The sequence below is a fragment of the Bradyrhizobium retamae genome (assembly GCF_001440415.1).
In the GTDB taxonomy this organism is placed as follows: domain Bacteria; phylum Pseudomonadota; class Alphaproteobacteria; order Rhizobiales; family Xanthobacteraceae; genus Bradyrhizobium; species Bradyrhizobium retamae.
The window spans coordinates 62,477-83,408 of sequence record NZ_LLYA01000161.1 but is presented as its reverse complement, the minus strand read 5'-3'; the positions used below and the strand labels follow the sequence as shown (position 1 = coordinate 83,408).

The window sequence follows — 20,932 nt, the reverse complement described above, 5'->3', positions numbered from 1 at the left end:
ACTGATTGCTGCGGTCGATTTCGGCGGCGCGCGGGGCGATCTCGTTCTGCGAAAACGCATGCACCGTCTCGCGGATCGCGTCAGCCGTCTCGCCGAGGTCGAAGTTGAGAAGCAGCGCCCTGTTTGAGGCCATTGTTCCACCCTTGCATTTCTTCGAATTAAACGATCATACGTTTTTTTAATATTCCCGCAAGCGGGACATGTCGAGGCTCAAATGAACGCCGCAGCCGATTGAAATTACTATACTTTCGTGCCAAGATTATACGGCCGCTTGCTCGTTTCCAGAAGCGGCGAACACCCTCCAATCTCAGAGGCCCCATGGCGCGGACGATCGGCTCACACGGCCCCAAGACGATGGAGGCGATCCGCAAAGCCGGGCTGCGCCTGATCTTCGAGCACGGCTACGCGGCGATGAGCCTGCGCCAGCTTGCGGCCGAAGTCGGTGTCCAGTCGGGCTCGCTCTACAACCACATCTCGACCAAGCAGGAATTGCTGTTCGTCCTGATACGGGACCACATCAACGAGCTGCTGCGCCAGCTCGATCGCGCCCTGCAGGGGAAACAGGGGCCGGCCGACAAGCTTCGTGCCTTCGTCGCGTTTCACGTCAGCTACCACATGACCAAGAAGCGCGAAGTCTTCATCGCCAATTCCGAGCTGCGAAGCCTGGAGCCGAAGAACTACGAGGAAATCGTGGCGCTGCGCGGCGCCTATGAGCGGCGGCTTGCGGAAATTCTCACCGAGGGTGTCACGCAAGGCGAGTTCGAGGTCGTTGACATCCAGGTGGCGACGTTTGCGATCCTGTCACTCCTGACCGGCCTCACTGCCTGGTACCGGCCCGGCGGGCGGCTCACCAAGGAGGCGATCGTCGCCGCCCATGAGAAGCTGGTACTATCGGGCGTCGCTCCTGGCGCGACGCCTGCGCGGGCGCAAACCAAGCGCGCGCCCTCCCCTGATGTTACGGCTCGCGGCAGGCCGGAGGGCGGATGAGGTGCCGATGACAGAACGTCAACCCCTCGACGAATTCGACTTGAAAATCCTGTCTGAGTTGCAGAAGGACGGACGCATCCGCAACAACGAACTGGCGGACAGGGTCGGCCTCTCGGAGCCCCCGTGCCGGCGGCGCGTTCGGTCCTTGCGCGAGCGCGGCTATGTCAGCGCCATCCGAGCCACGCTCGACGAAAAGCTGCTTGGTTACGAGGTTATTTCCTACGTATTGATTCAGTTGCAGAGCCAGGCTCAGACGACGTTGCAGGCGTTCGAAAAATCGATCACGGCAATACCGCTGGTCCAGCAGAGCTGGCGCATTTCGGGCGACGCCGATTATCTGCTCAAATGCGTGGCGCGAAACGTCGAAGGCATGCACCAGCAGCTTCTGCAATTTTCAGCGATGCCCGAGGTCCGCAATATCAGAACCTTCCCGGTGCTAGGCGTCGCCAAGAATGCGCCGCTGCCCATATCCCCAAATCCGGCGACATCCGACCCGGCACCATAGCCTCGCCCGCAACGCGGCCGCGTCGCGACCGAAAAGCGTGCCGGCCAGGCTCTCTCAGTGGGTCCACGGCTCGCCGCGCTTGAAGGCGAAATTGTCAGCGTAAGCGGCCGGCCGGCGCACCGAATCCTTGGGCTCGATCACCTGGTAGGCGATGCCCTTGCGCTCGCAATAGGCGATCGCATCTTCCTTGGTGTCGAAGCGCAAGGTGAGCTGCTGCTTCATGTCGGAGGACGAGGTCCAGCCCATCAGCGGCTCGATCGCCTGCGGCTGCTCGGGCTCGTAGTCGAGCTGCCATTCCTGGGCCGTGGCCCTTCCCGATTGCATCGCGTTCTTGGCAGGCTTGAAAATGCGGGCGGTCATCGGATGGTCGGGTCCTCAAGCGATATGCGACATGGAAGCGTTTGGTGGAAACGGCCGGGATAGTATAGAGACACCTTTCAGGAATTTGATCGGTGATTCCGGAAGCCCGGATGTACCATTTCCGTACCGGTATAGTCATTATGCCGTACTGTGACAATCCAGGGCCATCCGGCGCCCGGGACCCGGTCTTGCGGCGCGATCTTCCCGAAAGCATCACGAAGCGGCACCCATGAAAATCAACGCCACCCTGCCCGACAAAGGACGCGACCTCCGGCTCGACCTGTTTCGCGGGGTCGCGAACTGGTGGATCTATCTGGATCATATCCCGGATAACGTCGTAAACTGGATCACCGTCCGCAATTACGGGTTCAGCGACGCCGCCGACCTGTTCGTCTTCATTTCCGGCTATACCGCCTCGTTTGTCTATGCGCGGATGATGCTCGAACGCGGCTTCATTGTCGGCGCCACGCGGCTGACCAAGCGGGTCTGGCAGCTCTATGTCGCCCACATCATCCTGTTCGTGATCTATATCGCCTCAATCAGCTACCTCGCCTTGCGCTTTGGCGACTCGGAGCTGGTCAACGATTTCAACGTCGCTGTCCTGGTCGACAATGCGACCGAAACGCTGCGGCAGGGATTGTTCCTCAAGTTCAAGCCGGTCAATCTCGACGTGCTGCCGCTCTACATCGTGCTGATGGGGCTGTTCCCACCGGTGCTGTGGATCATGCTGCGGCAGCCCAATTGGACTCTGGCGGCCGCGATCGTGCTGTGGCTGGTGTCACGGCAGACCGGATGGAACCTGTCCGCCTACCCGGTCGGCACCTGGTACTTCAACCCGTTCGCCTGGCAGTTGCTGTTCGTGTTCGGCGCATGGTGCGCGCTCGGCGGCGCCCGCAAGAACATGCACATCATCAACGCGCCGGTCACGCTGTATGTGTGCATCGCCTATCTGCTCTTGGCGCTGGTCATGACCATGGCCGGCAGGTTTCCGACGTTCGGCGAGCTGTTCCCGCAGTGGCTCTATTCGATGTTCAACCCGAACGACAAGACCAACCTCGCGCCCTACCGCTTCCTGCACTTCGTGGCGATCGTGATTTTGGTGATCCGCTTCGTGCCGAAGGAATGGCCGGGGCTGGAGTGGAAGATATTCGATCCGCTGGTGGTCTGCGGCCAGCAGTCGCTCGCCGTGTTCTGCGTCGGCGTGTTCCTGTCGTTCGTCGGGCACTTCGAGCTGTCGATGAGCTCCGGCTCGCTGTTCGCGCAGATCTTCGTCAGCGTGACCGGCATCGCCATCATGACCATCGTGGCCTATTACATTTCCTGGTCGAAGCGGCAGGACAAGCCGCTGAAGCCGGCAGCGCCGAAAGCCGCCTGAGCGGCTTTCCACTGAACCGCGGCAGTTGGTTCAGGCCGGTTGCGCGGTCGATGCCACCAGCGTTCGCACGTCGGTGTAGATATTGACCAGCGGTGCGACCACCTTGTGCATCGCGTTCTTCGATACGATCGTGTCGTGCATGACGAGATGATCGACGCCGGTGGTCAGAAAGCAGTTCACGGCATCCTGCGGCGTTTCCACGATGGGCTCGCCCTTGATGTTGAATGAGGTGTTGATCAGCACGGGAACGTCGGTCAAGGCCTCGAATTCCTTCAGCAGGCGGTAGAGCATCGGATTGGTTTCTTCGCGCACGGTCTGGACGCGTGCAGTGCCATCGACATGCACGATCGCCGGGATCTTGTCGCGCCATTCAGGGCGAACCGGCTTGGCGATCAGCATGAAGGGCGAGTCCTCCTCGCCTTCAAAGATTTCCTTCATGCGCTCGGCCAGCACGATCGGCGCGAACGGCCGGAACGCCTGCCGGTGCTTCACGCGGCTGTTGAGGATGTCCTTCATCTCGGGCTTGCGTGGATCGGCCAGCAGGCTGCGGTTGCCGAGCGCGCGCGGCCCGAATTCCGAACGGTTCTGAAACCAGCCGATCACCTTCTGGTCGGCGAGCAGTTTGGCGCTGTCGCGGCAGACATTCTCACTTCTGACGGCATCGACCTGGATTCGCACCAGAAACTTCTTTAACTCCTTCGCGGCATCCTGGTCGCTGTAGCGCCTGCCGACATAGGCGTGATCCATTACGAAGGCGCGGCGTTGCTTCAGGATTTCGAGCCAGCCGTAGTAGGCGCAGCCGATTGCAATGCCGTCATCGCCGGCCGCCGGCTGGACCCAGACGTTCTCGAAGCCGGCTTCGCGGGCGACGCGCCCGTTCGCCACGCAATTCAGTGCAACGCCGCCGGCCATGCAGAGGTTCTTCGCGCCGGTGGTTTCGCGCAACCAGCGGGCGCGCGCCAGCAGCACGTTCTCGGTGTCGTCCTGCGTGCGCCAGGCCAGGTCTTCCCAGTGCCGCATCGCGGGGTGTTTTTCCCAGTTGCCGGCGACGTCGAGGACATAAGGTTGCTTGAAGTCGGTGGCGTTCCAGTGCGGCACCCGCAGCTTGCCATCGTCGGTCAGTTCGAGCAGATGCTTGACCTGGTCGCGGCGGCCATAAGGCGCCAGTCCCATCAGCTCGCCGCACTTGTTCCAGTCGCCGAAGATGTAGGTCGAGGCGCGGCTGTAGAGCGCGCCGAGCCCGGGCATGGTGTAGAATTCGTCGCTGAGGAAGCCGCGGTCCGGCTCCATCCAGACCTTCTTCAGGCACTCGAGCGTCGTCCCGTTGAACCTGTAATAACTTTCGGATTCTCGTGCCAGCGCTGTCGCCGTGTCGCTGGCGGGAAACGATTCCATGACGTCGGACCGGTAGCTGCCGACGCCATCGACGATCATCACGACGCCATCCCCGAACGGCGACACCGCGAACGCGCTGTAGGCGTGCGCGAGATGATGAGAGATCGTGACCACCTTGTCCGAATGTTTCAGATACAGCGGATGCTTGGCCGCCTCGTCGCGCTCGAACTCCGGCAGGAAGCCCGGCGCGTCGAAATAGACCAGCCGCTCTTCCATTTCCGAAACCGGCAGGATGTAGCAATTGCGCACCACCAGATCGACGTCGTCGAGCGTAATGCCTTCGGCTTCGAGGCAATAATCGATCACTTCCTTGTAGAAGCCCGAGGCGTGCTTGGCCCGCGTGATCCGCTCCTTGGCGATCGCAAACGCAATGGCGCCGTCGCGCAGCAGGCAGGCGCTGACATCATGGTCATAGGTGTTCAGACCAAGGACATAAGTGTGTTTTTTTGGCATGGGTACTCGTCAGGAGAGGGTCGTCTTGCGCTGAAAAATGGAGATCGTGTCGACATCAAGTCCTTGGCGTGGCCTTGCGGATTTTTTCAATCGAGGTTCTGCAGCGCACCATCCTAAGTGTTCATCCAACATTCAGGAAGATGAATGCGCGCCGCAGGAATCTGCAGCAAAACCACCGTAACTTGACCTTACCTGCCCTTCTCAATAAAGTCCCAACAGCTCGAAAGAACCTTATGAAAATATTGTGTTAGCGCATCTGAACGGAAAGCATTCTCGCGCGTCTAAGTGAGATAGTGCGGAAGTCCAGGTGTTTCGGAAGTGACCGGGAGATTCTCGAATGGCTAAACGCTACAATATCCTGACCCGCTGTCTTGCAGCGCTGGCTTTGTTATTCGTCTACGTGGCCAGCACGTCTGCGATTCTGGTGGGTGCGACGACCACGTCAGCAGAAGCGCAACGAGGCAGAGGTAGAGGCAGAGGTTATGGTCGCGGTTACGGTCGCGGCTACGCGCGTGGTTATGGCCGGGGTCGGGGCTATGGCCGGGGTTATGGCTTCTATGGCGCGCCCCTCGTTGTTCGCCCGGGTCCGCGCTGCTATTGGAATCCCTACGGCGTCCGCGTCTGCAGGTGGTGATTTAGGCTCGATCGCCGTCGCCTTAGACGGGACCGGAGATAAGATAGAGGCGCACCGGAAAGCCGGTGCGCCTCTTCTTTTTTTAACGAATCGTTCCGCGACGCGACGAGAGCCTCGGCTCCCAAACTAGCTTGCAAGCCGCGGCAGCAGCTTGAGCGCATTCCCCCGCTCGATCGCCGCCATCTGCTCCTCCGTGAACACACCCGCCTCGCGCAGCCCCTTCACATGGTCGATGCCGGTCCGATACGGAAAATCCGTTCCGAACACGATCTGCGACGGCGGAATGATCGCCGCCAGCGCCGACATCGCACCACGGTTGGATGTTTGCGCGGTGTCGTAGAAGAAGCGCTTGAGCTCAGTGAGCGTGCCGTCGGGCACCGTCTCCTTGGCCTTCGGCGCCAGCAGAGGGTGCCGCACGAAGCGCTCGATCAGGAACGGCATCGTTCCGCCGGCGTGCGAGAATATCCATCGGATGTCGGGAAACCGCCGCGCATTGCCGGAGAAGACGATGTCGGCGATCGTGCGCGTCGTGTCGGTGCCGAACTCGATCATGACGGGCGGCTGCGTCGGCGCCAGGTTCACGCAGCAATTGGCCGCGGTGGGATGGGTGTAGACCAGCGCCTTGCGGCGATTGAGTTCCTCCATGACCGGCAAGAACAGCGGATCTCCGAGCCACTTGTCGCCGTAGCTCGTCATCAAGGCGATGCCGTCGGCCTTGAGCGTGTCGAGCGCATAGGCGAGCTCGCGCAGGCTGCCTTCGGCGTCGGTGAGCGGCAGCATCGCGAAATTGCCGAACCGCCCCGGATAATCCGCGACCAGCTTTGCGGCATATTCGTTCGACTCGCGGCAAAGCCTTCGTGCCGTATCGCCTTTGGTGAAATTGACCGCGGGCGTGGTGACGGACAGCATCGCAGTGGCGATGCCGGCCTTGTCCATATCGGCGAGCGATTTCTCGATCGTCCAGTTCTTCATCAAGGGATCGCCGAAGCCGCTGTCGTTCGACGCGGTCACGTAGGTTGGCGGCGAGAGATGATGGTGAACGTCGATCCGGAACGGCTTTGCGTCGGCAGTTTGTGCCCGTGCCTGCTGGCCGCCACCGACCGCCGTCGTCAGGGCCAGCGCGCCGGCACCGAGCATGAAGCCACGCCGGCTTGGTGCGGCGAATGGCTGATACGATTGACCACAGCAGAAGCATCCCCGCAGCGGGGCCGTGCGCAAATCCGTCATTCGTTCTCTCCCCGATCTTGCTTGTTGTTGCGGGCAGCCTTCAGCCGTCGAGAATGGCGACCGCGCGGGTCCAGCCGGCGGATGCGCGCTCGATCTTCACCGGGAAGCACGACACCATGAAGCCAGTCGACGGCAATTGTTCGAGATTGTGCAGCTTCTCGAGGTGGCAATAGCCGATGTGGCGCCCGGCCTTGTGGCCTTCCCAGATCAGGCTGGCGTCCTTCGTCTCGGCATATTTCTTCGCGGTGTAGACGAACGGCGCATCCCAGCTCCAGCCGTCGATGCCGGTCAGGCGCACGCCGCGCTCCAATAGATACATCGTCGCCTCGTAGCCCATGCCGCAGCCGGAGGTGACGTAGTCCTGCCGCCCGTATTTTGCGCCGGCGCTGGTATTGACCACGACGATCTCAAGCGGCGACAGCGTATGGCCGATGCGCTTCAATTCCGCTTCGACATCCTTGGCGGTGGCGACGTAGCCATCCGGCAAATGCCGGAAGTCGAGTTTCACACCCGGCTGAAAGCACCATTCCAGCGGCACCTCGTCGATGGTCCATGAACGCTCGCCGCGGTTCATGGTGGGATGGAAATGCCAGGGCGCATCCAGATGCGTGCCGTTGTGGGTGGAGAGCGATACCTGCTCCACCGCCCAGCCCTGGCCATCAGGCAGATCTTCCGCCTTCAACCCTTCGAAGAACTGCAGCATCCGCGGCAGGCCTTGCTGGTGATCAATGTACTGGATGGTCGGGTGGTTGCCGGGCGGATCGGCCGGCACGTCGTTTTGCAGGGGGACGGAAATGTCGATCAATCTACGCGCCATGGCGGTTCCTCGCTGGATGTTCTTTTGTGTAGCGTGGTCGCAAACGGCTATTGCCGCTCGACCCGGTTCTTCAAGATGCCGATCTTTTCGACTTCGAGTTCGATGGTGTCGCCATGTTCGAGATACCAGCCGAGTTCGAGCCCGCATCCATTGCCGACGGTGCCGGATCCGATGAATTCGCCGGGCATCAGGGTCTCGTCCTTGCTGACATGGGCGATGATCTCCTCGAATGAGAATAGCATGCCCTCGGTCACCCCTTGCGAGCGCGTCTCACCGTTGACGCGCGCTTCCATCTTCAATTTGTAGGGATCGCCGATATCGTCTGGCGTCACGATCCACGGGCCCATCACGTTGCCGCCATCAAAGCTCTTGCCTTTCGCCGGGCCTAGCCGTCCTTCCATCTCAATGCGCTGGGCATCGCGTGCGGAAAAGTCATTGAAGATCGTGTAGCCAAAGATGTGGTCTTTGGCCTTGGCGGCGGAGATGTTGGCACCCTTGTTCCTGGTGATGACGCCGAATTCGAGCTCATAGTCCATCACCTGGCTGTAGCGCGGCCACTTCACCGTGGTGTTGGTGCCGCGCACGCTGAAGCGGTTTGTGATGTAGTAGATCGGCTGCTTGCGATAGACCTCCGGCAGTTCGCCGAGCGGCTCGGCCTCGATCCGCGCCAGCTCGGCCATGTCGCCCTTGGCGCGTGCGGCCAGCTTGAGCTGCCCGCGGGGGGCCTGCAGGATATGCAGCGGAAATGACATGCCGTCCCGCATCTGTCGCGGCACCGGGACCGGCGCGAGAATCTCAGTGGCATCCACCGATACTGAAAGGCTCTCGTCCTCGCCGTGTTTGTCGAACACCTTCGCAGCCTGTTCGAGCGCGGCGTCACCGGTATCGATGAGCGCCAGCATCGAAGCGAAGGCAGGACTGGCATCTCCGTTGCGGCTGGCCGCTGCCGCGAGATCAAAGAGCAGCCTATCGCCGCTATGCACGATGGCGACCTTTTCCTGACCGCCCGACTTGATTGTTGCGAGTTTCACCTGACGCCCTCTTGTTTTCAGATGAAATATATGATCAAAAAAAATATCGATAAACAAGACAGAAAAATGTGTCATGGGGAGATTGTCGTGAAAAAGGTCCTAGCCGCCCTTGCGGTCAGCGTGGCGCTGACCGGCACCGCCTTTGCGCAAGCCAAGATCCAGGTCGGCTGCACGGCGACTTCGGATTGCGCCTCGGCAATGATCGCGATCGACGAAGGCATTTTCAGAAAGCACGGCCTTGAGGTCGAGATGACGCCGATCGGCATCAACTCGAACATCCCGGCGGCGATCCTGTCGAATTCGATTCAGATTGGCGGGCCGACCTCAACGGTGTTTTTGCAGGCCGTCGACGGCGGGCTCGATCTGGTCGCTATTGCGGGTGCTACCATCATGAGCCCGGTGTCGAACGGCAACATCACCGCGTTCGTCCGCAACGGCATCACCATCAAGGAGCCGAAGGATTTCGCCGGCAAGAAGGTCGGCGCGCCCGGGCTGAATGCCTTCCTGCACGTATTGTTCGTGAAGTGGCTCGTGGAGAAAGGCGTCGACCCCAAGAGCGTCAATTTCGTCGAGGTCACCTTCCCGACCATGGCCGATATCATCAAATCCGGCGGCGTCGATGCCGTGCTGACCGCCGAACCGTTCGTGACCCGCATGACCAATGCCGGCCTCGGATCGGTCGGCGCACGCTACGCGGTCGAACTGGCGCGCACCGATCCCATCATCTTCTACGCTGCGTCACGCGAATGGGCTGACAAGAACGCCGCGGCGATCAAGAAATTCCGTGACGCGATCGCCGAGTCCGCCGTCATCGTCAACAACGACCGCGAAAAGGCATCGAACTCGATTGCCAAGTTCACCAAGCAGCCGATCGAACTGGTCAAGGCGACGCCGCCGAACCGCTCCGAACCGGCGCTGAAGCCCGAGCAGCTCTCTTGGTGGATCGAGGTGATGTCGTCGCAGAAGATGCTGCAATCCAAGCTCGACACATCGAAGCTGGTCATGAAATAGCAGATTGCGCGATGCCTGCTTCCGAACGCCAACTGAACCGACCGCTAGCCGAGGCCGCTACCTTGAGCGAGCGCGCGGCCATGCTGGTCGAGCAGGACATCCTTGCCGGCCATCTGGCGCCGGGATCGCGGCTCGGCATCGTCGACCTCGTGCAGCGCTACGAGATCGGCGCCACCCCCTTGCGCGAGGGCCTGTCACGGCTGATGTCGCGGGGACTGATCGTCGGCATCGGACAGCGCGGCTTCCGCGTCGCCGACGTTAGCCGCGAGGATCTGCTCGACATCACCACGATGCGCACGGCGGTCGAGGTCGAGGCCATCCGTTTGGCGATCATCCATGGCGACGATGCCTGGGAAGCCGGTATCGTCAGCGCATTGCACCAGATGCGCCGCCACATCGAGCGGACCGGCGATGAATTCCGCGAGGGCGCAGAGGATTTCGACCGGCTGCACAAGGGCTTTCACACCGCCTTGCTGGCGGCGTGCGGCTCGAAGCGTTTGCTGGCAGCCCATTCCGATCTCTACGACCAGGCCTACCGCTACCGCCGCGTGATGATGCGTTCCGTCGACAGCGGCAAGAAATTCGTGCGCGCGCATCAATTGCTGGCCGATCGGGCGATCGAGCGCGATATTCCCGGCTCGCAGGCAATGCTGGAAGCGCATCTGCGCTCCACCCTCAATTTCGTCTATCCTCCCGGCAGCGAGAGTTGAACCATGGCAAGCGCCGCAAAACGCCTCGAAGCCGTATCCGGCACCCCTGCGTCGCAGATCGCATTTGACGGAGTGACGCTTGTACTCGGCGGCAAAACCATCATCGAAAATCTGAGCCTGGGGGTGCCGCCCGGCGAATTCCTCTGCATCGTCGGCGCCTCTGGTTGCGGCAAGACCACGGCGCTGCGGCTGGCCGCAGGCCTTTACCAGCCGACCAGCGGCAAGGTGAATTTCGACGGCCAGCCGATGCACGAGCCGCGTCGCGAGATCGCGATCGTGTTCCAGGACTACGGCAAGGCGCTGCTGCCGTGGCGCACCGCGGCGGGCAATGTCTCGCTGGCGCTGGAAGCGGGCGGCATGCCGTCAGCCGAGCGCCTTGCCCGCATCGAGGAACTTTTGCGCACGGTCGGCCTGCCCGGCCATGCCGGCAAATACCCGTCAGAAATGTCAGGCGGCATGCAGCAGCGCCTGCAGATCGCCCGCTGCCTGGCGCAGGAGCCGAAGACGCTTCTGATGGACGAGCCGTTCGGCGCGCTGGATGCGATGACGCGGCAGGGACTGCAGGATGAGGTATTATCGCTGGTGGCAGCCAGCGGCGCTACTGTGATCTTCGTGACCCACGACCTCGACGAAGCCATCTATCTTGGCGACCGCATCATCGGCCTGCTGCCGCATCCGGGACGGATCGGCATCGAGCTTTCGGTCAACCTCCCGCGCCCGCGCGATCAATTGTCGACCCGCGAGCATCCGGAATTCCTGCGACTGCGGCGGCAATTGTTCGATTTCATCAAGGCCACCGAGCAGTGACGGCGAATTCCGCCAAGGCGCTCGTTCTGCCGCTCGCCGTGCTGGTGGCGTTCGAAATCTGGGCACGCGCCACCCATCTGCAGAGCGACAGCCTTGCGCCGCCGAGCGAGATCGTGATGGCGCTGTTCGGCGCCTTCGCCGATCTCTCGATTCTGGCGGCGACGCGCGACACGCTGTTTTCAGCTTTCGCAGGCCTTGCGATCGGCACCACCATCGGCTTGGCGTTCGGCATCGCCTTCGGGATTTCAGATACGCTCGATCGACTGATGGAAGTAACGGTCGAGGCCATCAGGCCGATTCCCTCGATTGCGCTGCTGCCGATCGCGCTGATCGCGCTCGGCTTCGGCTACCGCATGGAGATCGTGATCGTGGCGTTCGCCTGCGTCTGGCCGGTTCTGATCCTGTCGCGCGCGGCGGTGCGCAGCATCGAGCCGCGGCTGATGGAGGTGGCGCGGGCGTTGCGGCTGCCGCCGGCGCAGCGGGTCTGGAAGATCATCATCCCGGCGGCGCTGCCGCGGATCTTCGTCGCGTTCCGCCTGTCGGCCGGCATCGCGCTGATCGTCGCCGTGACGGTCGAAATCGCGATCAACCCGCTGGGCCTCGGCGCCGGCATCATGCTGGCGCAGCAGGCGCTGCGCCCGGACCTGATGCTGGCCTATCTGGTCTGGATCGGCGTCATCGGCTACGCACTGAATATCCTGCTGGTCGTCGCCCAGATCCGCCTGTTCGGCCGCGCCGCGTTGAGCGGAGACAGCGCATGATCGGGCCCCGGCAGGAACACCGGCGAGACCAGTTTTAAATTGGCGATCAATTGCCATAGCGCGACGAACCCGGCCGCAACCGCAAAGCTCGCCACGCGCCACAGGATGGCCGCGCGGTTCATGCCTGGGCCTCGCTGGTGCGCGGGTTTTCCTCCGGCGATCTCTGGAGCAAGCTCGCCGGCACGCTCGAACACATGGCCTATGGCTGGCTCGCCGCCTCCATTGCCGGCATCGCGATCGGCGCGATCATCGGATCGTCGCGCAGGATGCGGACCTATGTCGCGCCGTCGCTGGAGTTCTTACGGCCGCTGCCGGTCTCGGCGATCATTCCGGTGGCGATCGCCATGCTGGGGCTGACCCAGGCGATGGCGCTGTTCGTGATCGCCTTCGGTGCGATCTGGCCGATCATGCTGGCGACCATCCATGGTTTTGCGGCGGTCGAGCCGCGGCTCTACGAGGTCGCGCGGTCGCTGCAGATGTCACGCCTCGCCGTGATCTTCAAGATCGCGCTGCCCTCCGCCAGCCCCGACATTCTCGCTGGGATGCGCCTCAGCCTGACGGTGGCGCTGATCCTGTCGGTGGTCTGTGAAATTCTGGCCGGCCTCGACGGGCTCGGCCATTGGGTTCTGCTGTCAGCCCGCGCGTTCCGCTCGGCCGACCTGTTCGCCGGTGTCATCCTGCTTGGCGTCACCGGTTACGTGACGTCGGTGGCGATGTCGCTAGCGGAGCACAGACTGCTGGCGTGGCAAGCGGCGCAACGGTGATCGCCGGCAGCCGAGCAGTTGCGGCTACGTGTCTGCGACAGGCCGAGCCGAAACCTCCGGCTTCTTCGACGCCGTCATAAGGCGCCGCCAACCACGTCCGACCCAGCGCCACAACGCCCGGAGACTGAAGGTGACGAGCACCTCATGGTGCCGCATCCCCTTGCCGCCCTTGACCAGCCCGAGATCGCGAATGATGCAGTACGTCCCGCTGCTCATGCGGGCGAACTTCGCATCTCGGAAATGATTGCGCACACGCGACAACATGCACGCAGCATGCACCGCGGATCGATTTCGTCAATCTTGACGGCCGTCGAATCAACCTCGCCGGGATACGAAAGCCGTCAGACCGTTGCGTTGTTGTTGCGTTCGCAGATGCGATACAGTTGCGCGGTCCGAACCGGCACGCGCCCCAGCACCGCGCGCCGCTCGTTCATGCGCTCGCTCGGCGAATCCGGCTGCGCAAAGCACTCAAGGATCTGAATGCGGATTTCCTCCGCGAGCGGGCCTTCGACCCGACGCATGCGATTCCAGAGCCGGATGATTTCGCGTTGCTTCTCGACATCCATTGGTCACCTCCGAAGAACGACCAAAAGGAACATAACAGGAACGAAATTGCAAGCCACGAATTCGCGGCGATGTCACAAGTCATGAAAGCGAAATTGCAGTATCGAAAGGTCGCGCGCACGCGCAGGCGTTATCGACAATGGCGTCCGCCACGCCTCGCATAAACCATCGCTGAGCGCCGCGGAAGGCAGCCACTCCGATATCTCGATTTCAACTCTAAATGCAAAGGCCGAGAATCTTCAGTCGGCAAGCCTCAGCCGCGCCCGATTTGGACTTCGCAGCGTTTGCCTGCTTTGAATCCTTCGGCGAACTCTTTGGCGAACTCTTCGGCGCCTTGGGACGCTCATAGTCGCCTGCGATCACCATGGCCCAGTACGTACGACCGGTCCGCGCGCTTTTCACGCTGGCAACACCTACGCGCGTCGCACCGGGCAACAGGAGGTTCTTCCGGTGCCCGGACGAATTGATCCACTGGTCGAGGGTCTTGGGAAAACCGTCGTAGCCGTACGCAATGTTCTCTGCGGCCCGGCCTGCGCCCGCCGGGCCGACACGCGTATTGAACCGGCCAAGGACATCGTGATCCAGTTTGTCCTTTGCGGCCATCGCCTCGGCTTGATCGTGTGCAATCCGTGTGAGAGTCGCATCCAGGGTTACGCGCTTCTGCCCGTGCTTTAGCCGAAAATCAGAAATCATCTGCGCGGGATTGGCCGCCGCCGGCCGGCTCGCGGCGGCGGCAAAACAAATCACCAGCCCCAGCAAAAGGGCCTGCCGCACCAGAATGACTGTCTTCCTACCAGCCACAACTGTTCCCCTGCCCCTTTCGAATTGTGCTGGGAAGATTCAATCCGAAAAAGACGTCGCAAGTCATTGATTTTATTGGTCGGGGCATCAGGATTCGAACCTGAGACCTGCAGTACCCAAAACTGCCGCGCTACCAGGCTGCGCTATACCCCGATCTGACGCTGGAAATGCTCGATACACGCTAAACCCGCAGCCATCAAGGCGATGGAAACCGGTCAGCGCTTGTTGAACAGCGGGTGGGCCACCCGGTCGCCGGGCTGAATGCCGTATTTTTGCGCCGTGCCGGCAATCACTTCCAGGACCCCCCTGGCAAGTCCGCCCGAGGAGATGATCTTGGTGGAGAGCGGCTCGGTGTTCTCAGCGATTCGCAGGATGCGGCCGTCGGCGCGGATGAAGATCATGTCGAGCGGGATGTAGGTGTTCTTCATCCACATCGAGATCTGCTGCTCCGGCGAGAAATCGAACAGCATGCCTTTGCCGTCGGGAAGCTCTTTTCGGTACATCAGCCCCTGAGTCTTCTCCTCCTCCGTCGTCGCCATCTCGACCAGGAACACGCGAACGCCTGACTTGGTGGCGATCTCGAGCGGCTGAACGCTCGCGGCCTGCGCGGCAGGATTGGCGCAGAGGATGAAGAGCACAGCAGACGCAGCGGCCAGCGACGACGTCACCAGGCGGCCCGGGATGCGAAGCCGCGCAACCATCAAAGCGAAATTCATCAAAGCACTCACGCCGGATATCTCAGGAGAAATTGCCGGGAACCCTAACCGGAGAATTGCGGCAAATGCCAGAGGCCGCCGCGCTGAGGCGCGACGGCCGGCTCACGTTTGCGTCAGTGGTACGGCAGTATCAATGCGACGACAGCGCCGACGGGCCGGTCTCCGGATGAATTTCCGCCGCCATCATGCCCTTGGATCCGGGCCCGTAGCGCACCAGCACGTACTGGCCCGGCCGCAGTTCGGTCATGCCGAAGCGGCGCAGCGTTTCCATGTGGACGAAGATGTCAGGCGTGCCCTCGCCGCAGGTCAGGAAGCCGAAACCGCGCAGCCGGTTGAACCATTTGACCTGGGCCCGCTCCAGACCGCTGGTCGGCGTAACGCTGACATGAGTCCGCGGCGGCAGCATCTGCGCCGGATGGATCGCGGTGGACTCGTCCATCGAGACGATCCGGAACGCCTGATAGCCCTTGGCGCGCTGCACGCATTCGACCACCACCCGCGCGCCCTCATAGGCGGTCTGGTAGCCGTCGCGCCTGAGCACGGTGACGTGTAGCAGCACATCGGGCCAGCCATTGTCCGGCACGATGAAACCGTAACCTTTCGAAGCATCGAACCATTTGATGATGCCCGATATTTCGACAAGGTTAGCTGCGGCATCGCCGAGCCCCGACAGCGCGTCCGCCGCCGGATCGCGCTGTGCGCCGGCTGCGTATTCACCCGGTCCAAGCCTGTTCTGCCCTGTCCCGCCTGTCGGCGGCCCCCCGAGCTTCTTGGACCCAAATTCGTCCGACCCCATGACCCCGGACCTCACACTTCAAAAAGCGGTCCACTGTCGCCGTAGCGGACCGGAACACGCGCCCTATCATGACCATCATGATAACGCAGCGCGAATCTCTCGAATCAAAGATAACACTCCCGACTGTGGCGCATAGCTAAAAAACAATTTGGCCGAGAACTATAAACAGGCTTGCAACGGCCACGAATCAATTGGCGATCAATTGCCTACGAACGGTCCGAGCGTTTCTCCGATGTCGTGACGGATGACAAGATCGGCCACGTCGTCCTGTTCCGTGCTCTCATTATTGATGATCACGAGCTTCGCGCCGCAGTTCTTGGCCATCAGCGGAAAACCTGCGGCGGGCCAAACAACTAGCGACGATCCGACTGCAAGGAACAGGTCGCAATGCTGGGCCAGTTCGGTAGCGCGGCGCATCGCGTCTTCCGGCATCGCCTGTCCGAACGAGATCGTGGCCGTCTTTACCGGCTCGTCGCAGATAGTACAGTCGGGTGCGCTGCCGGCTTCCTCGAAACGCTGCTTTACCCAAAGAAGATCATAGGCATGTCCGCAGCCGATGCAGCGGGCATAAGTCGTGTTGCCGTGCAGTTCGATCACGTCATCGGCCCTGAAGCCTGATACCTGGTGCAAATTGTCGATGTTCTGGGTGATGATCGCCGGCGTCTTACCGGCTTTGTAGAGCGAGGCCAGCGCGCGATGCCCGCGGCCGGGCCTGGCCGCGGCAAAGGTTGCCTCCATCGCAAAGCGTCGCCGCCAGGCCTCGGCCCGCGCGTCGGCGCTTGCAACGAATTCGTCGAACGCGATCGGGCGGTTGCGCGTCCAGAGGCCGCCCGGGGAGCGGAAATCCGGAATGCCGCATTCAGTGGAAATGCCGGCTCCGGTAAAGGGAACGACACATGCGGCTTCGGCAATCATGTTGCCGAGCTGCTCGACGCCGCTGCGCAAATCCTTGGCGATCACCGCTGATATTTCCGAATTGTTGGGCCGCGCGGATTATAGCACGGTCGTTCGGATTGCCAGACCGATGCGCGCTGCCGGGCAGCGCCGCACGCAGCCTCCGGCAAGGCGGCCTTATCAAGCCGCCTTATGCCGCGCCGCCTTGTAACACCGGCGCGTTATGCTGCCTCATCATGCTGCCTTGGCCACCGATTCCTTCGGCTCCTTGGCTTCTTCCGACTTCTTCGCCTTGGGCACGGGTGCGCTTTCCGTCTTCTTCACCGGTAGCTTGCCGTATTGCGCAAGCTTTTCCAGTTCCGCTTCGAGTTCGGCGCGGCGTGCAGCGACTTTTTCAAACAACTTGTCGGTGGCGTGCTCGCGCAGGCCTGCGAGTTCTTCGATGCTCAATGAATCCAAATCGATCTTTGCCATTGGAACCTCCCGTTTGTCTTTCGCTAACGGGAACCCGCATGAGCGACAAGAATGCGGCACACCTTATCCACCGCCTTCGCTTCAGGCGGCGCGATCACAAGGCTTCCCCATTCATGCCCCATTCGCGCGCGCCAATCATGGCGGGGCGCGAATCAAACAACAAACGGATGGCGATGACGGAGAAGGAAGAAAGACTCGCGCGCGACCGTGCCGAAATAGCAGCACGCGTCGCGAGCTTCAGGAAAACCCAGCAGAAGTTCGAACGCGAGCGCAAAGAATATTACGAAACGACCTTGGCCAACGCGCTGAATGGATCCAGCCGGTCCACGCTCTGGCGTTGAAGCGGAACGGCAACAGCACTGCAAAAACTGCCCGGCATCCTCTCGTTATCGCCGACGAATACGGCGCGCGAAGCCAGCCGGAGAATTCCGCAACGGCAGGAACGAAGCCAGTGCACGACGTTTTTCTATAAGTGCAGCAACCTTGCGAGAGGTGAAGCACGAATAACCCCGCCTACATCGTCGGATGTGGGCGGGTTTTCGTTACCGAGCGGATGCTGTGGCCGCGCGCGCGATCGCGAGCCATGCGATCGGGCAAGTCTGATCGTCGGATTGCGCGGGGAACTAATGGGGCCCTTGCGGAGTTTCGGCGCAGGGAAAAGGTGCGTTCATGCCTGCATGGATGGAAATTCTGATCAATGTGATCGGCTATGCCGGCTTCGTTGTCATCGCGACCTATCATAAATCGCCGAGCGAAAAATTAGGCGAAAAATTTCCGGACCGCTGACGGTTGAGTCCTCGCGTTTCTGGTCTGCGCTTCGAAAACAGCCATGCTGGCGGCCGCACGGGCGCTCACAGTTCGGCCTTCATCCATCGCAGCGGAGAAGACTCCCTTTGTTCTCCTGGAACGAACAGGGGGTGCGTCTTGAGCACGATTGCCTTCTTAAGATACCGTTACTCGTCCTCCCCGGCCGTCGAACCTTTTTGGTGCAGCCCGTACCTATCTAAAAAAGGTGCTGCGATGACCCAGGCCGACCACTATCGAGAACAATCCGACAGAGCCCGACGGCTTGCCGAAGCCGTCAAGGATCCGGAAGCTTCGAAGAAATTGATCGAGATGGCCGAGGAATTCCGCCTCTATGCCGAGCGACTGGAACAGATGCATTAGCGCGATTGCGCGGGGCATGCAGGCATAGAGACTTTAAGCTTCTGTTTACCTCTTTGCACTGTAGCATCCGGCCGTTAACCCAACCTCTTTACAAGACGTAAACGCGAGCCTGACAAGTTTCGATCAGGAGGGTTGCACCCATGGTCATTTACCCCATACCGGTTGAACTGACACAAGCCAGAATCCAGCTCGTCGTCGATCAGGCCGCCAGGGCGCCGCCACATACGATCAATCAGGATCTAAGGGCCGTCGACCACGCCAAGGCAGCCGCCATCGAAGCGGCCCTGGCCGATTTACAGACCGACGAGCCGTCGCTGGTGGACGTTAAAGTCTGACTTGACAGGAAGTATCAATCTTGCGCGCGAGGGCCAGACGGCGTCCAGCCCTGCTCTCTCACGATCGCCAAGCGAGCCGTTGCGCGTGCACGACGCCAAGCGTCAGCAGACCGCCGATGCCGGCGAGCACGGCCAACCCTGCGAACCAGACCCATTGCGGCCTTTCCTTGTAAGCGCGGAAGGCAGGGCGAACCGTACACACGATCGTCGGCATATTCGCGACCAGTAAGTCCCACGCGAGCATCTTAAGCCTCCCAGGAAGAAAGCGGATGCGCAAAGGCTAGCGATCGTCGCTGAACGAGACTGTGCGGGCAGTCACATCCGCATCCCAGCAGCAGCGCTCGACATGCTCGTTGCGTATCGAGGCAAGCATATCCCTCGTTAATGCATCAGGCGCGGCACGATAACCGATACCGCCAGCAAGGCGCCGAGGCTGCTCACCACGGACAATTTCATCCGGGCCGTCCTGGCATCGGTAATGGGAAGCACGAAGAAGAAAACCATCGCAACTATGAGCACGCCATAAAGCAGGTACATGGTCGATCCTCCGTTGCCGCCACAATGGACGGAGGAGCCCAACCGCGTATGTGTAGGGCGTCACGCTGGTAACGCGGCGTTCCGGTCGGCAAAAGAAAGCCGACAACAAAGCCGCGGCTCCCGCGATGAAGTCACTTTCCGCCCGCAGCCGCAGCTTCAACAAGCCTGCAATTTTACGGTCTTGGTTTCCTTGAAAGCAACTTGCGCGTGCGACAAGATTTGATCAAAGCGTGAGAGAAAAGAAATGCTCGGGAAGTATCTGCGCAACGAGGGCGGCGCCACCGCAATCGAATACAGCCTCATCGCCGGGTTTATCGCCTTGGCCATCCTCGCCGCCGTCGGAATGACCGGCGAGAGGCTCGTGGCGTTACTTGAGAGTCTCATTTCCGCATTGAACATTTAGGTGCGATTAAAATGTCACGGCAAGCGAGGATCGCGAGCCCTACCAGTATCCAGAGCGCGCATCAGCGAGCGAAAGCCAGAACAAGCACCAACGCGGCAGCGCCGATAAACCCTGCTAAGAATATCGCTCGGTAGCGGGAGTGTTCGGGACAATTTTGCCTCCCGCGCCGTTTCGGCTGGGTAGGGACCCTGTCGAGCGGGACCTTCGCGCAGATGGCTACGCGATCCAATAAATTGCTGTTCCAACGACAACGAGAGCAATGGCACCAGCGGTCAAAGTCCCGAGCTTTCGCTCGGACCTTGTCGGCAAATCCTCCCGCGCCGCATTCTCTTCAGCCGGATGATCTTGTTTCATGGGGTGTCTCCCTCGATTCAAAACCGGCGTAGCGGTTTCGTTCCTCGGAACCAAGGTACCGTTGAGCAACGAGCGCTTCCAATCTTTCGCATTCGCCTGCATCGATGGCCTTCTGAGGCCACAGAGCGCTCGGTGCGACCGGCTGCAGAACGAACCCGCATCTTGTCCGCACGTTCTCGGTGACCTCTGGTGCACTTTGCTGCTATTTTCCGCCCGAACCGCCCAACCCAGACAAGATCTCAACACGCTCTCAGGAGGACAACAAACATGCGCTATCTCCACACCATGCTGCGAGTCCGCAATCTCGATACCGCGATGAAGTTCTACCGGGACGCGCTGGGGCTGAAGGAAGTACGCCGGGTCGACAACGACAAGGGCCGGTTCACGCTGGTGTTCCTGTGCGCGCCGGAGGACGAAGGCCTGTTCAAGGCCGCTCCCCAGAACCGCGGCGCGCCGCTGGTTGAGCTCACCTATAATTGGGACGAGGAGAAATACGGCGAAGACCGCTATTTCGGTCACCTCGCCTACGAGGTCGACGACATCTACGCGACCTGCGACCGCCTGATGAAGGCCGGCATCACCATCAACCGCCCGCCACGCGACGGGAACATGGCTTTCGTCCGCTCACCGGATCTGCATTCGATCGAGCTGTTGCAGAAGGGCGAACCGAAGCCGCCGGCCGAACCGTGGACCTCGATGCCGAACACCGGTCACTGGTAGGCCTCGTACAATTTCTTCGTCCACGTCCGTCATCCGAGCTGGCATAAACGTTCCTTCACTCGGGTTCTTTTCTGCATAAGGAACGGGCCATGACATAACGCGTTTTCTCTTCAATGCATTTTGAGGAGGAGATAATGGGACGAGGAATTCTGCTTTGGTTGCTGGGCGTGCCTATTCCGGTGATCATTCTGTTGTGGCTGTTCTTCGGCAACTGATTGGCCGACGCGGAAATCGGGGCTCTGTCGCACTGCGGCGGAGCCTCGATTTTTGTTGGGCTTGAGCCCTCGCAAGAGCGCGCTTTTTTGCCGATCTTCGGCTATTAACGGCCAATCGG

Annotated in this window: 28 protein-coding genes, 1 tRNA gene and 1 pseudogene; 13 read left to right on the top strand and 17 right to left on the bottom strand. The window is 61.1% G+C overall.

Features of this window, described 5'->3' with window-relative positions; genetic code table 11:
- A pseudogene (locus CQ13_RS45795) lies at positions 1-133 on the bottom strand (isovaleryl-CoA dehydrogenase); the annotation flags it as partial.
- 185 nt (positions 134-318) lie between these two features.
- Here CQ13_RS45795 and CQ13_RS22590 point away from each other — a divergent pair.
- Together CQ13_RS22590 and CQ13_RS22585 are read left to right on the top strand one after the other, a co-directional pair.
- A complete protein-coding gene (locus CQ13_RS22590; RefSeq protein WP_057845034.1) occupies positions 319-987 on the top strand; it encodes a TetR/AcrR family transcriptional regulator in 669 nt (222 codons plus the stop codon).
- A 7-nt stretch (positions 988-994) separates the two neighbouring features.
- Positions 995-1,492, top strand: a complete 498-nt coding sequence (locus CQ13_RS22585) for an Lrp/AsnC family transcriptional regulator (RefSeq protein ID WP_057845045.1) — start codon at positions 995-997, stop codon at positions 1,490-1,492.
- Positions 1,493-1,546: 54 nt separating this feature from the next.
- Here the strand turns inward: CQ13_RS22585 and CQ13_RS22580 are convergent, their stop codons facing one another.
- Complete coding sequence (locus CQ13_RS22580; RefSeq protein ID WP_057845033.1) at positions 1,547-1,852, bottom strand: ETC complex I subunit; 306 nt, start codon at positions 1,850-1,852, stop codon at positions 1,547-1,549.
- A 229-nt stretch (positions 1,853-2,081) separates the two neighbouring features.
- Here CQ13_RS22580 and CQ13_RS22575 point away from each other — a divergent pair, with 229 nt between their 5' ends.
- Positions 2,082-3,227 carry an OpgC domain-containing protein gene (locus tag CQ13_RS22575; protein ID WP_057845032.1) on the top strand — a complete coding sequence of 382 codons (1,146 nt, stop codon included), beginning with the start codon at positions 2,082-2,084 and terminating at the stop codon, positions 3,225-3,227.
- Between the two features lie 30 nt (positions 3,228-3,257).
- Here CQ13_RS22575 and CQ13_RS22570 read toward each other — a convergent pair whose 3' ends face one another.
- The 4 genes from CQ13_RS22570 to CQ13_RS22550 all read right to left on the bottom strand — a co-directional run bounded on the left by CQ13_RS22570 (position 3,258) and on the right by CQ13_RS22550 (position 8,784).
- Positions 3,258-5,075 carry a carbamoyltransferase family protein gene (locus tag CQ13_RS22570; RefSeq protein WP_057845031.1) on the bottom strand — a complete coding sequence of 606 codons (1,818 nt, stop codon included), beginning with the start codon at positions 5,073-5,075 and terminating at the stop codon, positions 3,258-3,260.
- A 760-nt stretch (positions 5,076-5,835) separates the two neighbouring features.
- Positions 5,836-6,936 carry an amidohydrolase family protein gene (locus tag CQ13_RS22560; protein WP_063800121.1) on the bottom strand — a complete coding sequence of 367 codons (1,101 nt, stop codon included), beginning with the start codon at positions 6,934-6,936 and terminating at the stop codon, positions 5,836-5,838.
- A gap of 40 nt (positions 6,937-6,976) precedes the next feature.
- A complete protein-coding gene (locus tag CQ13_RS22555; protein ID WP_057845029.1) occupies positions 6,977-7,753 on the bottom strand; it encodes a cyclase family protein in 777 nt (258 codons plus the stop codon).
- 47 nt (positions 7,754-7,800) lie between these two features.
- Positions 7,801-8,784 (bottom strand): fumarylacetoacetate hydrolase family protein, encoded by a 984-nt coding sequence (locus tag CQ13_RS22550; RefSeq protein ID WP_057845028.1) that lies wholly within the window; start codon positions 8,782-8,784, stop codon positions 7,801-7,803.
- 87 nt (positions 8,785-8,871) lie between these two features.
- Between CQ13_RS22550 and CQ13_RS22545 the strand changes: the two genes are divergently transcribed.
- The 5 genes from CQ13_RS22545 (at position 8,872) to CQ13_RS22525 (ending at position 12,837) form a co-directional block, all read left to right on the top strand.
- Positions 8,872-9,795 (top strand): ABC transporter substrate-binding protein, encoded by a 924-nt coding sequence (locus CQ13_RS22545; RefSeq protein ID WP_245309262.1) that lies wholly within the window; start codon positions 8,872-8,874, stop codon positions 9,793-9,795.
- 11 nt (positions 9,796-9,806) lie between these two features.
- Positions 9,807-10,505 carry a GntR family transcriptional regulator gene (locus CQ13_RS22540; RefSeq protein ID WP_057845027.1) on the top strand — a complete coding sequence of 233 codons (699 nt, stop codon included), beginning with the start codon at positions 9,807-9,809 and terminating at the stop codon, positions 10,503-10,505.
- Positions 10,506-10,508: 3 nt separating this feature from the next.
- Positions 10,509-11,312, top strand: coding sequence for an ABC transporter ATP-binding protein (locus tag CQ13_RS22535; protein WP_057845026.1), 804 nt, complete (start codon positions 10,509-10,511; stop codon positions 11,310-11,312).
- Positions 11,309-12,073, top strand: a complete 765-nt coding sequence (locus CQ13_RS22530; protein WP_057845025.1) for an ABC transporter permease — start codon at positions 11,309-11,311, stop codon at positions 12,071-12,073. The genes CQ13_RS22535 and CQ13_RS22530 overlap by 4 nt, the downstream gene beginning before the upstream one ends.
- 137 nt (positions 12,074-12,210) lie before the next feature.
- Positions 12,211-12,837: an ABC transporter permease gene (locus CQ13_RS22525; RefSeq protein WP_245309261.1), complete on the top strand. Its 627-nt coding sequence runs from the start codon at positions 12,211-12,213 to the stop codon at positions 12,835-12,837.
- Positions 12,838-12,861: 24 nt separating this feature from the next.
- Here CQ13_RS22525 and CQ13_RS22520 read toward each other — a convergent pair whose 3' ends face one another.
- From CQ13_RS22520 to CQ13_RS22485, 8 genes are all read right to left on the bottom strand, one after another.
- Positions 12,862-13,053 carry a hypothetical protein gene (locus CQ13_RS22520; protein ID WP_156433808.1) on the bottom strand — a complete coding sequence of 64 codons (192 nt, stop codon included), beginning with the start codon at positions 13,051-13,053 and terminating at the stop codon, positions 12,862-12,864.
- 125 nt (positions 13,054-13,178) lie between these two features.
- Positions 13,179-13,403: a hypothetical protein gene (locus tag CQ13_RS22515; RefSeq protein WP_057845023.1), complete on the bottom strand. Its 225-nt coding sequence runs from the start codon at positions 13,401-13,403 to the stop codon at positions 13,179-13,181.
- 214 nt (positions 13,404-13,617) lie between these two features.
- Complete coding sequence (locus CQ13_RS22510) at positions 13,618-14,160, bottom strand: CAP domain-containing protein (RefSeq protein ID WP_430649708.1); 543 nt, start codon at positions 14,158-14,160, stop codon at positions 13,618-13,620.
- 118 nt (positions 14,161-14,278) lie between these two features.
- Positions 14,279-14,355, bottom strand: a tRNA-Pro gene (locus CQ13_RS22505).
- 62 nt (positions 14,356-14,417) lie between these two features.
- Positions 14,418-14,918, bottom strand: a complete 501-nt coding sequence (locus tag CQ13_RS22500) for a DUF192 domain-containing protein (protein ID WP_430649707.1) — start codon at positions 14,916-14,918, stop codon at positions 14,418-14,420.
- Positions 14,919-15,048: 130 nt separating this feature from the next.
- Positions 15,049-15,714 (bottom strand): cold-shock protein, encoded by a 666-nt coding sequence (locus CQ13_RS22495; RefSeq protein ID WP_057845021.1) that lies wholly within the window; start codon positions 15,712-15,714, stop codon positions 15,049-15,051.
- A gap of 198 nt (positions 15,715-15,912) precedes the next feature.
- Positions 15,913-16,674: an SIR2 family NAD-dependent protein deacylase gene (locus CQ13_RS22490; RefSeq protein ID WP_057845020.1), complete on the bottom strand. Its 762-nt coding sequence runs from the start codon at positions 16,672-16,674 to the stop codon at positions 15,913-15,915.
- Between the two features lie 168 nt (positions 16,675-16,842).
- Entirely contained in the window at positions 16,843-17,082 is a 240-nt protein-coding gene (locus CQ13_RS22485; RefSeq protein ID WP_057845019.1) for a hypothetical protein, read from the bottom strand.
- A 38-nt stretch (positions 17,083-17,120) separates the two neighbouring features.
- Here CQ13_RS22485 and CQ13_RS22480 point away from each other — a divergent pair, with 38 nt between their 5' ends.
- The 3 genes from CQ13_RS22480 (at position 17,121) to CQ13_RS22475 (ending at position 18,584) form a co-directional block, all read left to right on the top strand.
- Entirely contained in the window at positions 17,121-17,423 is a 303-nt protein-coding gene (locus CQ13_RS22480) for a hypothetical protein (RefSeq protein ID WP_057845018.1), read from the top strand.
- 583 nt (positions 17,424-18,006) lie between these two features.
- A complete protein-coding gene (locus tag CQ13_RS44520) occupies positions 18,007-18,249 on the top strand; it encodes a hypothetical protein (RefSeq protein ID WP_197427394.1) in 243 nt (80 codons plus the stop codon).
- Between the two features lie 140 nt (positions 18,250-18,389).
- Positions 18,390-18,584 carry a hypothetical protein gene (locus CQ13_RS22475; protein ID WP_057845017.1) on the top strand — a complete coding sequence of 65 codons (195 nt, stop codon included), beginning with the start codon at positions 18,390-18,392 and terminating at the stop codon, positions 18,582-18,584.
- Between the two features lie 58 nt (positions 18,585-18,642).
- Here the strand turns inward: CQ13_RS22475 and CQ13_RS22470 are convergent, their stop codons facing one another.
- Both CQ13_RS22470 and CQ13_RS43230 read right to left on the bottom strand, forming a co-directional pair.
- A complete protein-coding gene (locus CQ13_RS22470; protein ID WP_057845016.1) occupies positions 18,643-18,828 on the bottom strand; it encodes a hypothetical protein in 186 nt (61 codons plus the stop codon).
- 137 nt (positions 18,829-18,965) lie between these two features.
- Positions 18,966-19,121 carry a hypothetical protein gene (locus CQ13_RS43230; protein ID WP_156433807.1) on the bottom strand — a complete coding sequence of 52 codons (156 nt, stop codon included), beginning with the start codon at positions 19,119-19,121 and terminating at the stop codon, positions 18,966-18,968.
- A 244-nt stretch (positions 19,122-19,365) separates the two neighbouring features.
- On the opposite strand from CQ13_RS43230, the gene CQ13_RS41310 reads away from it, so the two are divergent.
- The gene (locus CQ13_RS41310; RefSeq protein WP_082637580.1) at positions 19,366-19,524 is read left to right on the top strand and encodes a Flp family type IVb pilin; all 159 of its coding nucleotides are present in this window, start codon (positions 19,366-19,368) and stop codon (positions 19,522-19,524) included.
- Between the two features lie 216 nt (positions 19,525-19,740).
- Here CQ13_RS41310 and CQ13_RS43225 read toward each other — a convergent pair whose 3' ends face one another.
- On the bottom strand, positions 19,741-19,878 hold the full coding sequence (locus CQ13_RS43225) for a hypothetical protein (protein ID WP_156433806.1): 138 nt from the start codon (positions 19,876-19,878) through the stop codon (positions 19,741-19,743).
- Between the two features lie 267 nt (positions 19,879-20,145).
- On the opposite strand from CQ13_RS43225, the gene CQ13_RS22465 reads away from it, so the two are divergent.
- Positions 20,146-20,598, top strand: coding sequence for a VOC family protein (locus CQ13_RS22465; RefSeq protein WP_028346213.1), 453 nt, complete (start codon positions 20,146-20,148; stop codon positions 20,596-20,598).
- Positions 20,599-20,932 lie beyond the last annotated feature (334 nt).

Excerpts from the sequence above, each read along its gene's own strand:
- CQ13_RS43225 (WP_156433806.1), bottom strand. The coding sequence starts at position 19,878 with ATGAAACAAGATCATCCGGCTGAAGAGAATGCGGCGCGGGAGGATTTG.
- CQ13_RS22590 (WP_057845034.1), top strand. The coding sequence starts at position 319 with ATGGCGCGGACGATCGGCTCACACGGCCCCAAGACGATGGAGGCGATC.
- CQ13_RS41310 (WP_082637580.1), top strand. The coding sequence starts at position 19,366 with ATGCTCGGGAAGTATCTGCGCAACGAGGGCGGCGCCACCGCAATCGAA.
- CQ13_RS22575 (WP_057845032.1), top strand. The coding sequence starts at position 2,082 with ATGAAAATCAACGCCACCCTGCCCGACAAAGGACGCGACCTCCGGCTC.
- CQ13_RS22500 (WP_430649707.1), bottom strand. The coding sequence starts at position 14,918 with ATGAATTTCGCTTTGATGGTTGCGCGGCTTCGCATCCCGGGCCGCCTG.
- CQ13_RS22480 (WP_057845018.1), top strand. The coding sequence starts at position 17,121 with ATGAGCGACAAGAATGCGGCACACCTTATCCACCGCCTTCGCTTCAGG.
- CQ13_RS22515 (WP_057845023.1), bottom strand. The coding sequence starts at position 13,403 with ATGGATGTCGAGAAGCAACGCGAAATCATCCGGCTCTGGAATCGCATG.
- CQ13_RS22585 (WP_057845045.1), top strand. The coding sequence starts at position 995 with ATGACAGAACGTCAACCCCTCGACGAATTCGACTTGAAAATCCTGTCT.
- CQ13_RS22580 (WP_057845033.1), bottom strand. The coding sequence starts at position 1,852 with ATGACCGCCCGCATTTTCAAGCCTGCCAAGAACGCGATGCAATCGGGA.
- CQ13_RS22540 (WP_057845027.1), top strand. The coding sequence starts at position 9,807 with ATGCCTGCTTCCGAACGCCAACTGAACCGACCGCTAGCCGAGGCCGCT.
- CQ13_RS22485 (WP_057845019.1), bottom strand. The coding sequence starts at position 17,082 with ATGGCAAAGATCGATTTGGATTCATTGAGCATCGAAGAACTCGCAGGC.
- CQ13_RS22465 (WP_028346213.1), top strand. The coding sequence starts at position 20,146 with ATGCGCTATCTCCACACCATGCTGCGAGTCCGCAATCTCGATACCGCG.
- CQ13_RS22470 (WP_057845016.1), bottom strand. The coding sequence starts at position 18,828 with ATGCTCGCGTGGGACTTACTGGTCGCGAATATGCCGACGATCGTGTGT.
- CQ13_RS22495 (WP_057845021.1), bottom strand. The coding sequence starts at position 15,714 with ATGGGGTCGGACGAATTTGGGTCCAAGAAGCTCGGGGGGCCGCCGACA.
- CQ13_RS22520 (WP_156433808.1), bottom strand. The coding sequence starts at position 13,053 with ATGAGCAGCGGGACGTACTGCATCATTCGCGATCTCGGGCTGGTCAAG.
- CQ13_RS22570 (WP_057845031.1), bottom strand. The coding sequence starts at position 5,075 with ATGCCAAAAAAACACACTTATGTCCTTGGTCTGAACACCTATGACCAT.
- CQ13_RS43230 (WP_156433807.1), bottom strand. The coding sequence starts at position 19,121 with ATGTACCTGCTTTATGGCGTGCTCATAGTTGCGATGGTTTTCTTCTTC.
- CQ13_RS22535 (WP_057845026.1), top strand. The coding sequence starts at position 10,509 with ATGGCAAGCGCCGCAAAACGCCTCGAAGCCGTATCCGGCACCCCTGCG.
- CQ13_RS22555 (WP_057845029.1), bottom strand. The coding sequence starts at position 7,753 with ATGGCGCGTAGATTGATCGACATTTCCGTCCCCCTGCAAAACGACGTG.
- CQ13_RS22560 (WP_063800121.1), bottom strand. The coding sequence starts at position 6,936 with ATGACGGATTTGCGCACGGCCCCGCTGCGGGGATGCTTCTGCTGTGGT.
- CQ13_RS22475 (WP_057845017.1), top strand. The coding sequence starts at position 18,390 with ATGGTCATTTACCCCATACCGGTTGAACTGACACAAGCCAGAATCCAG.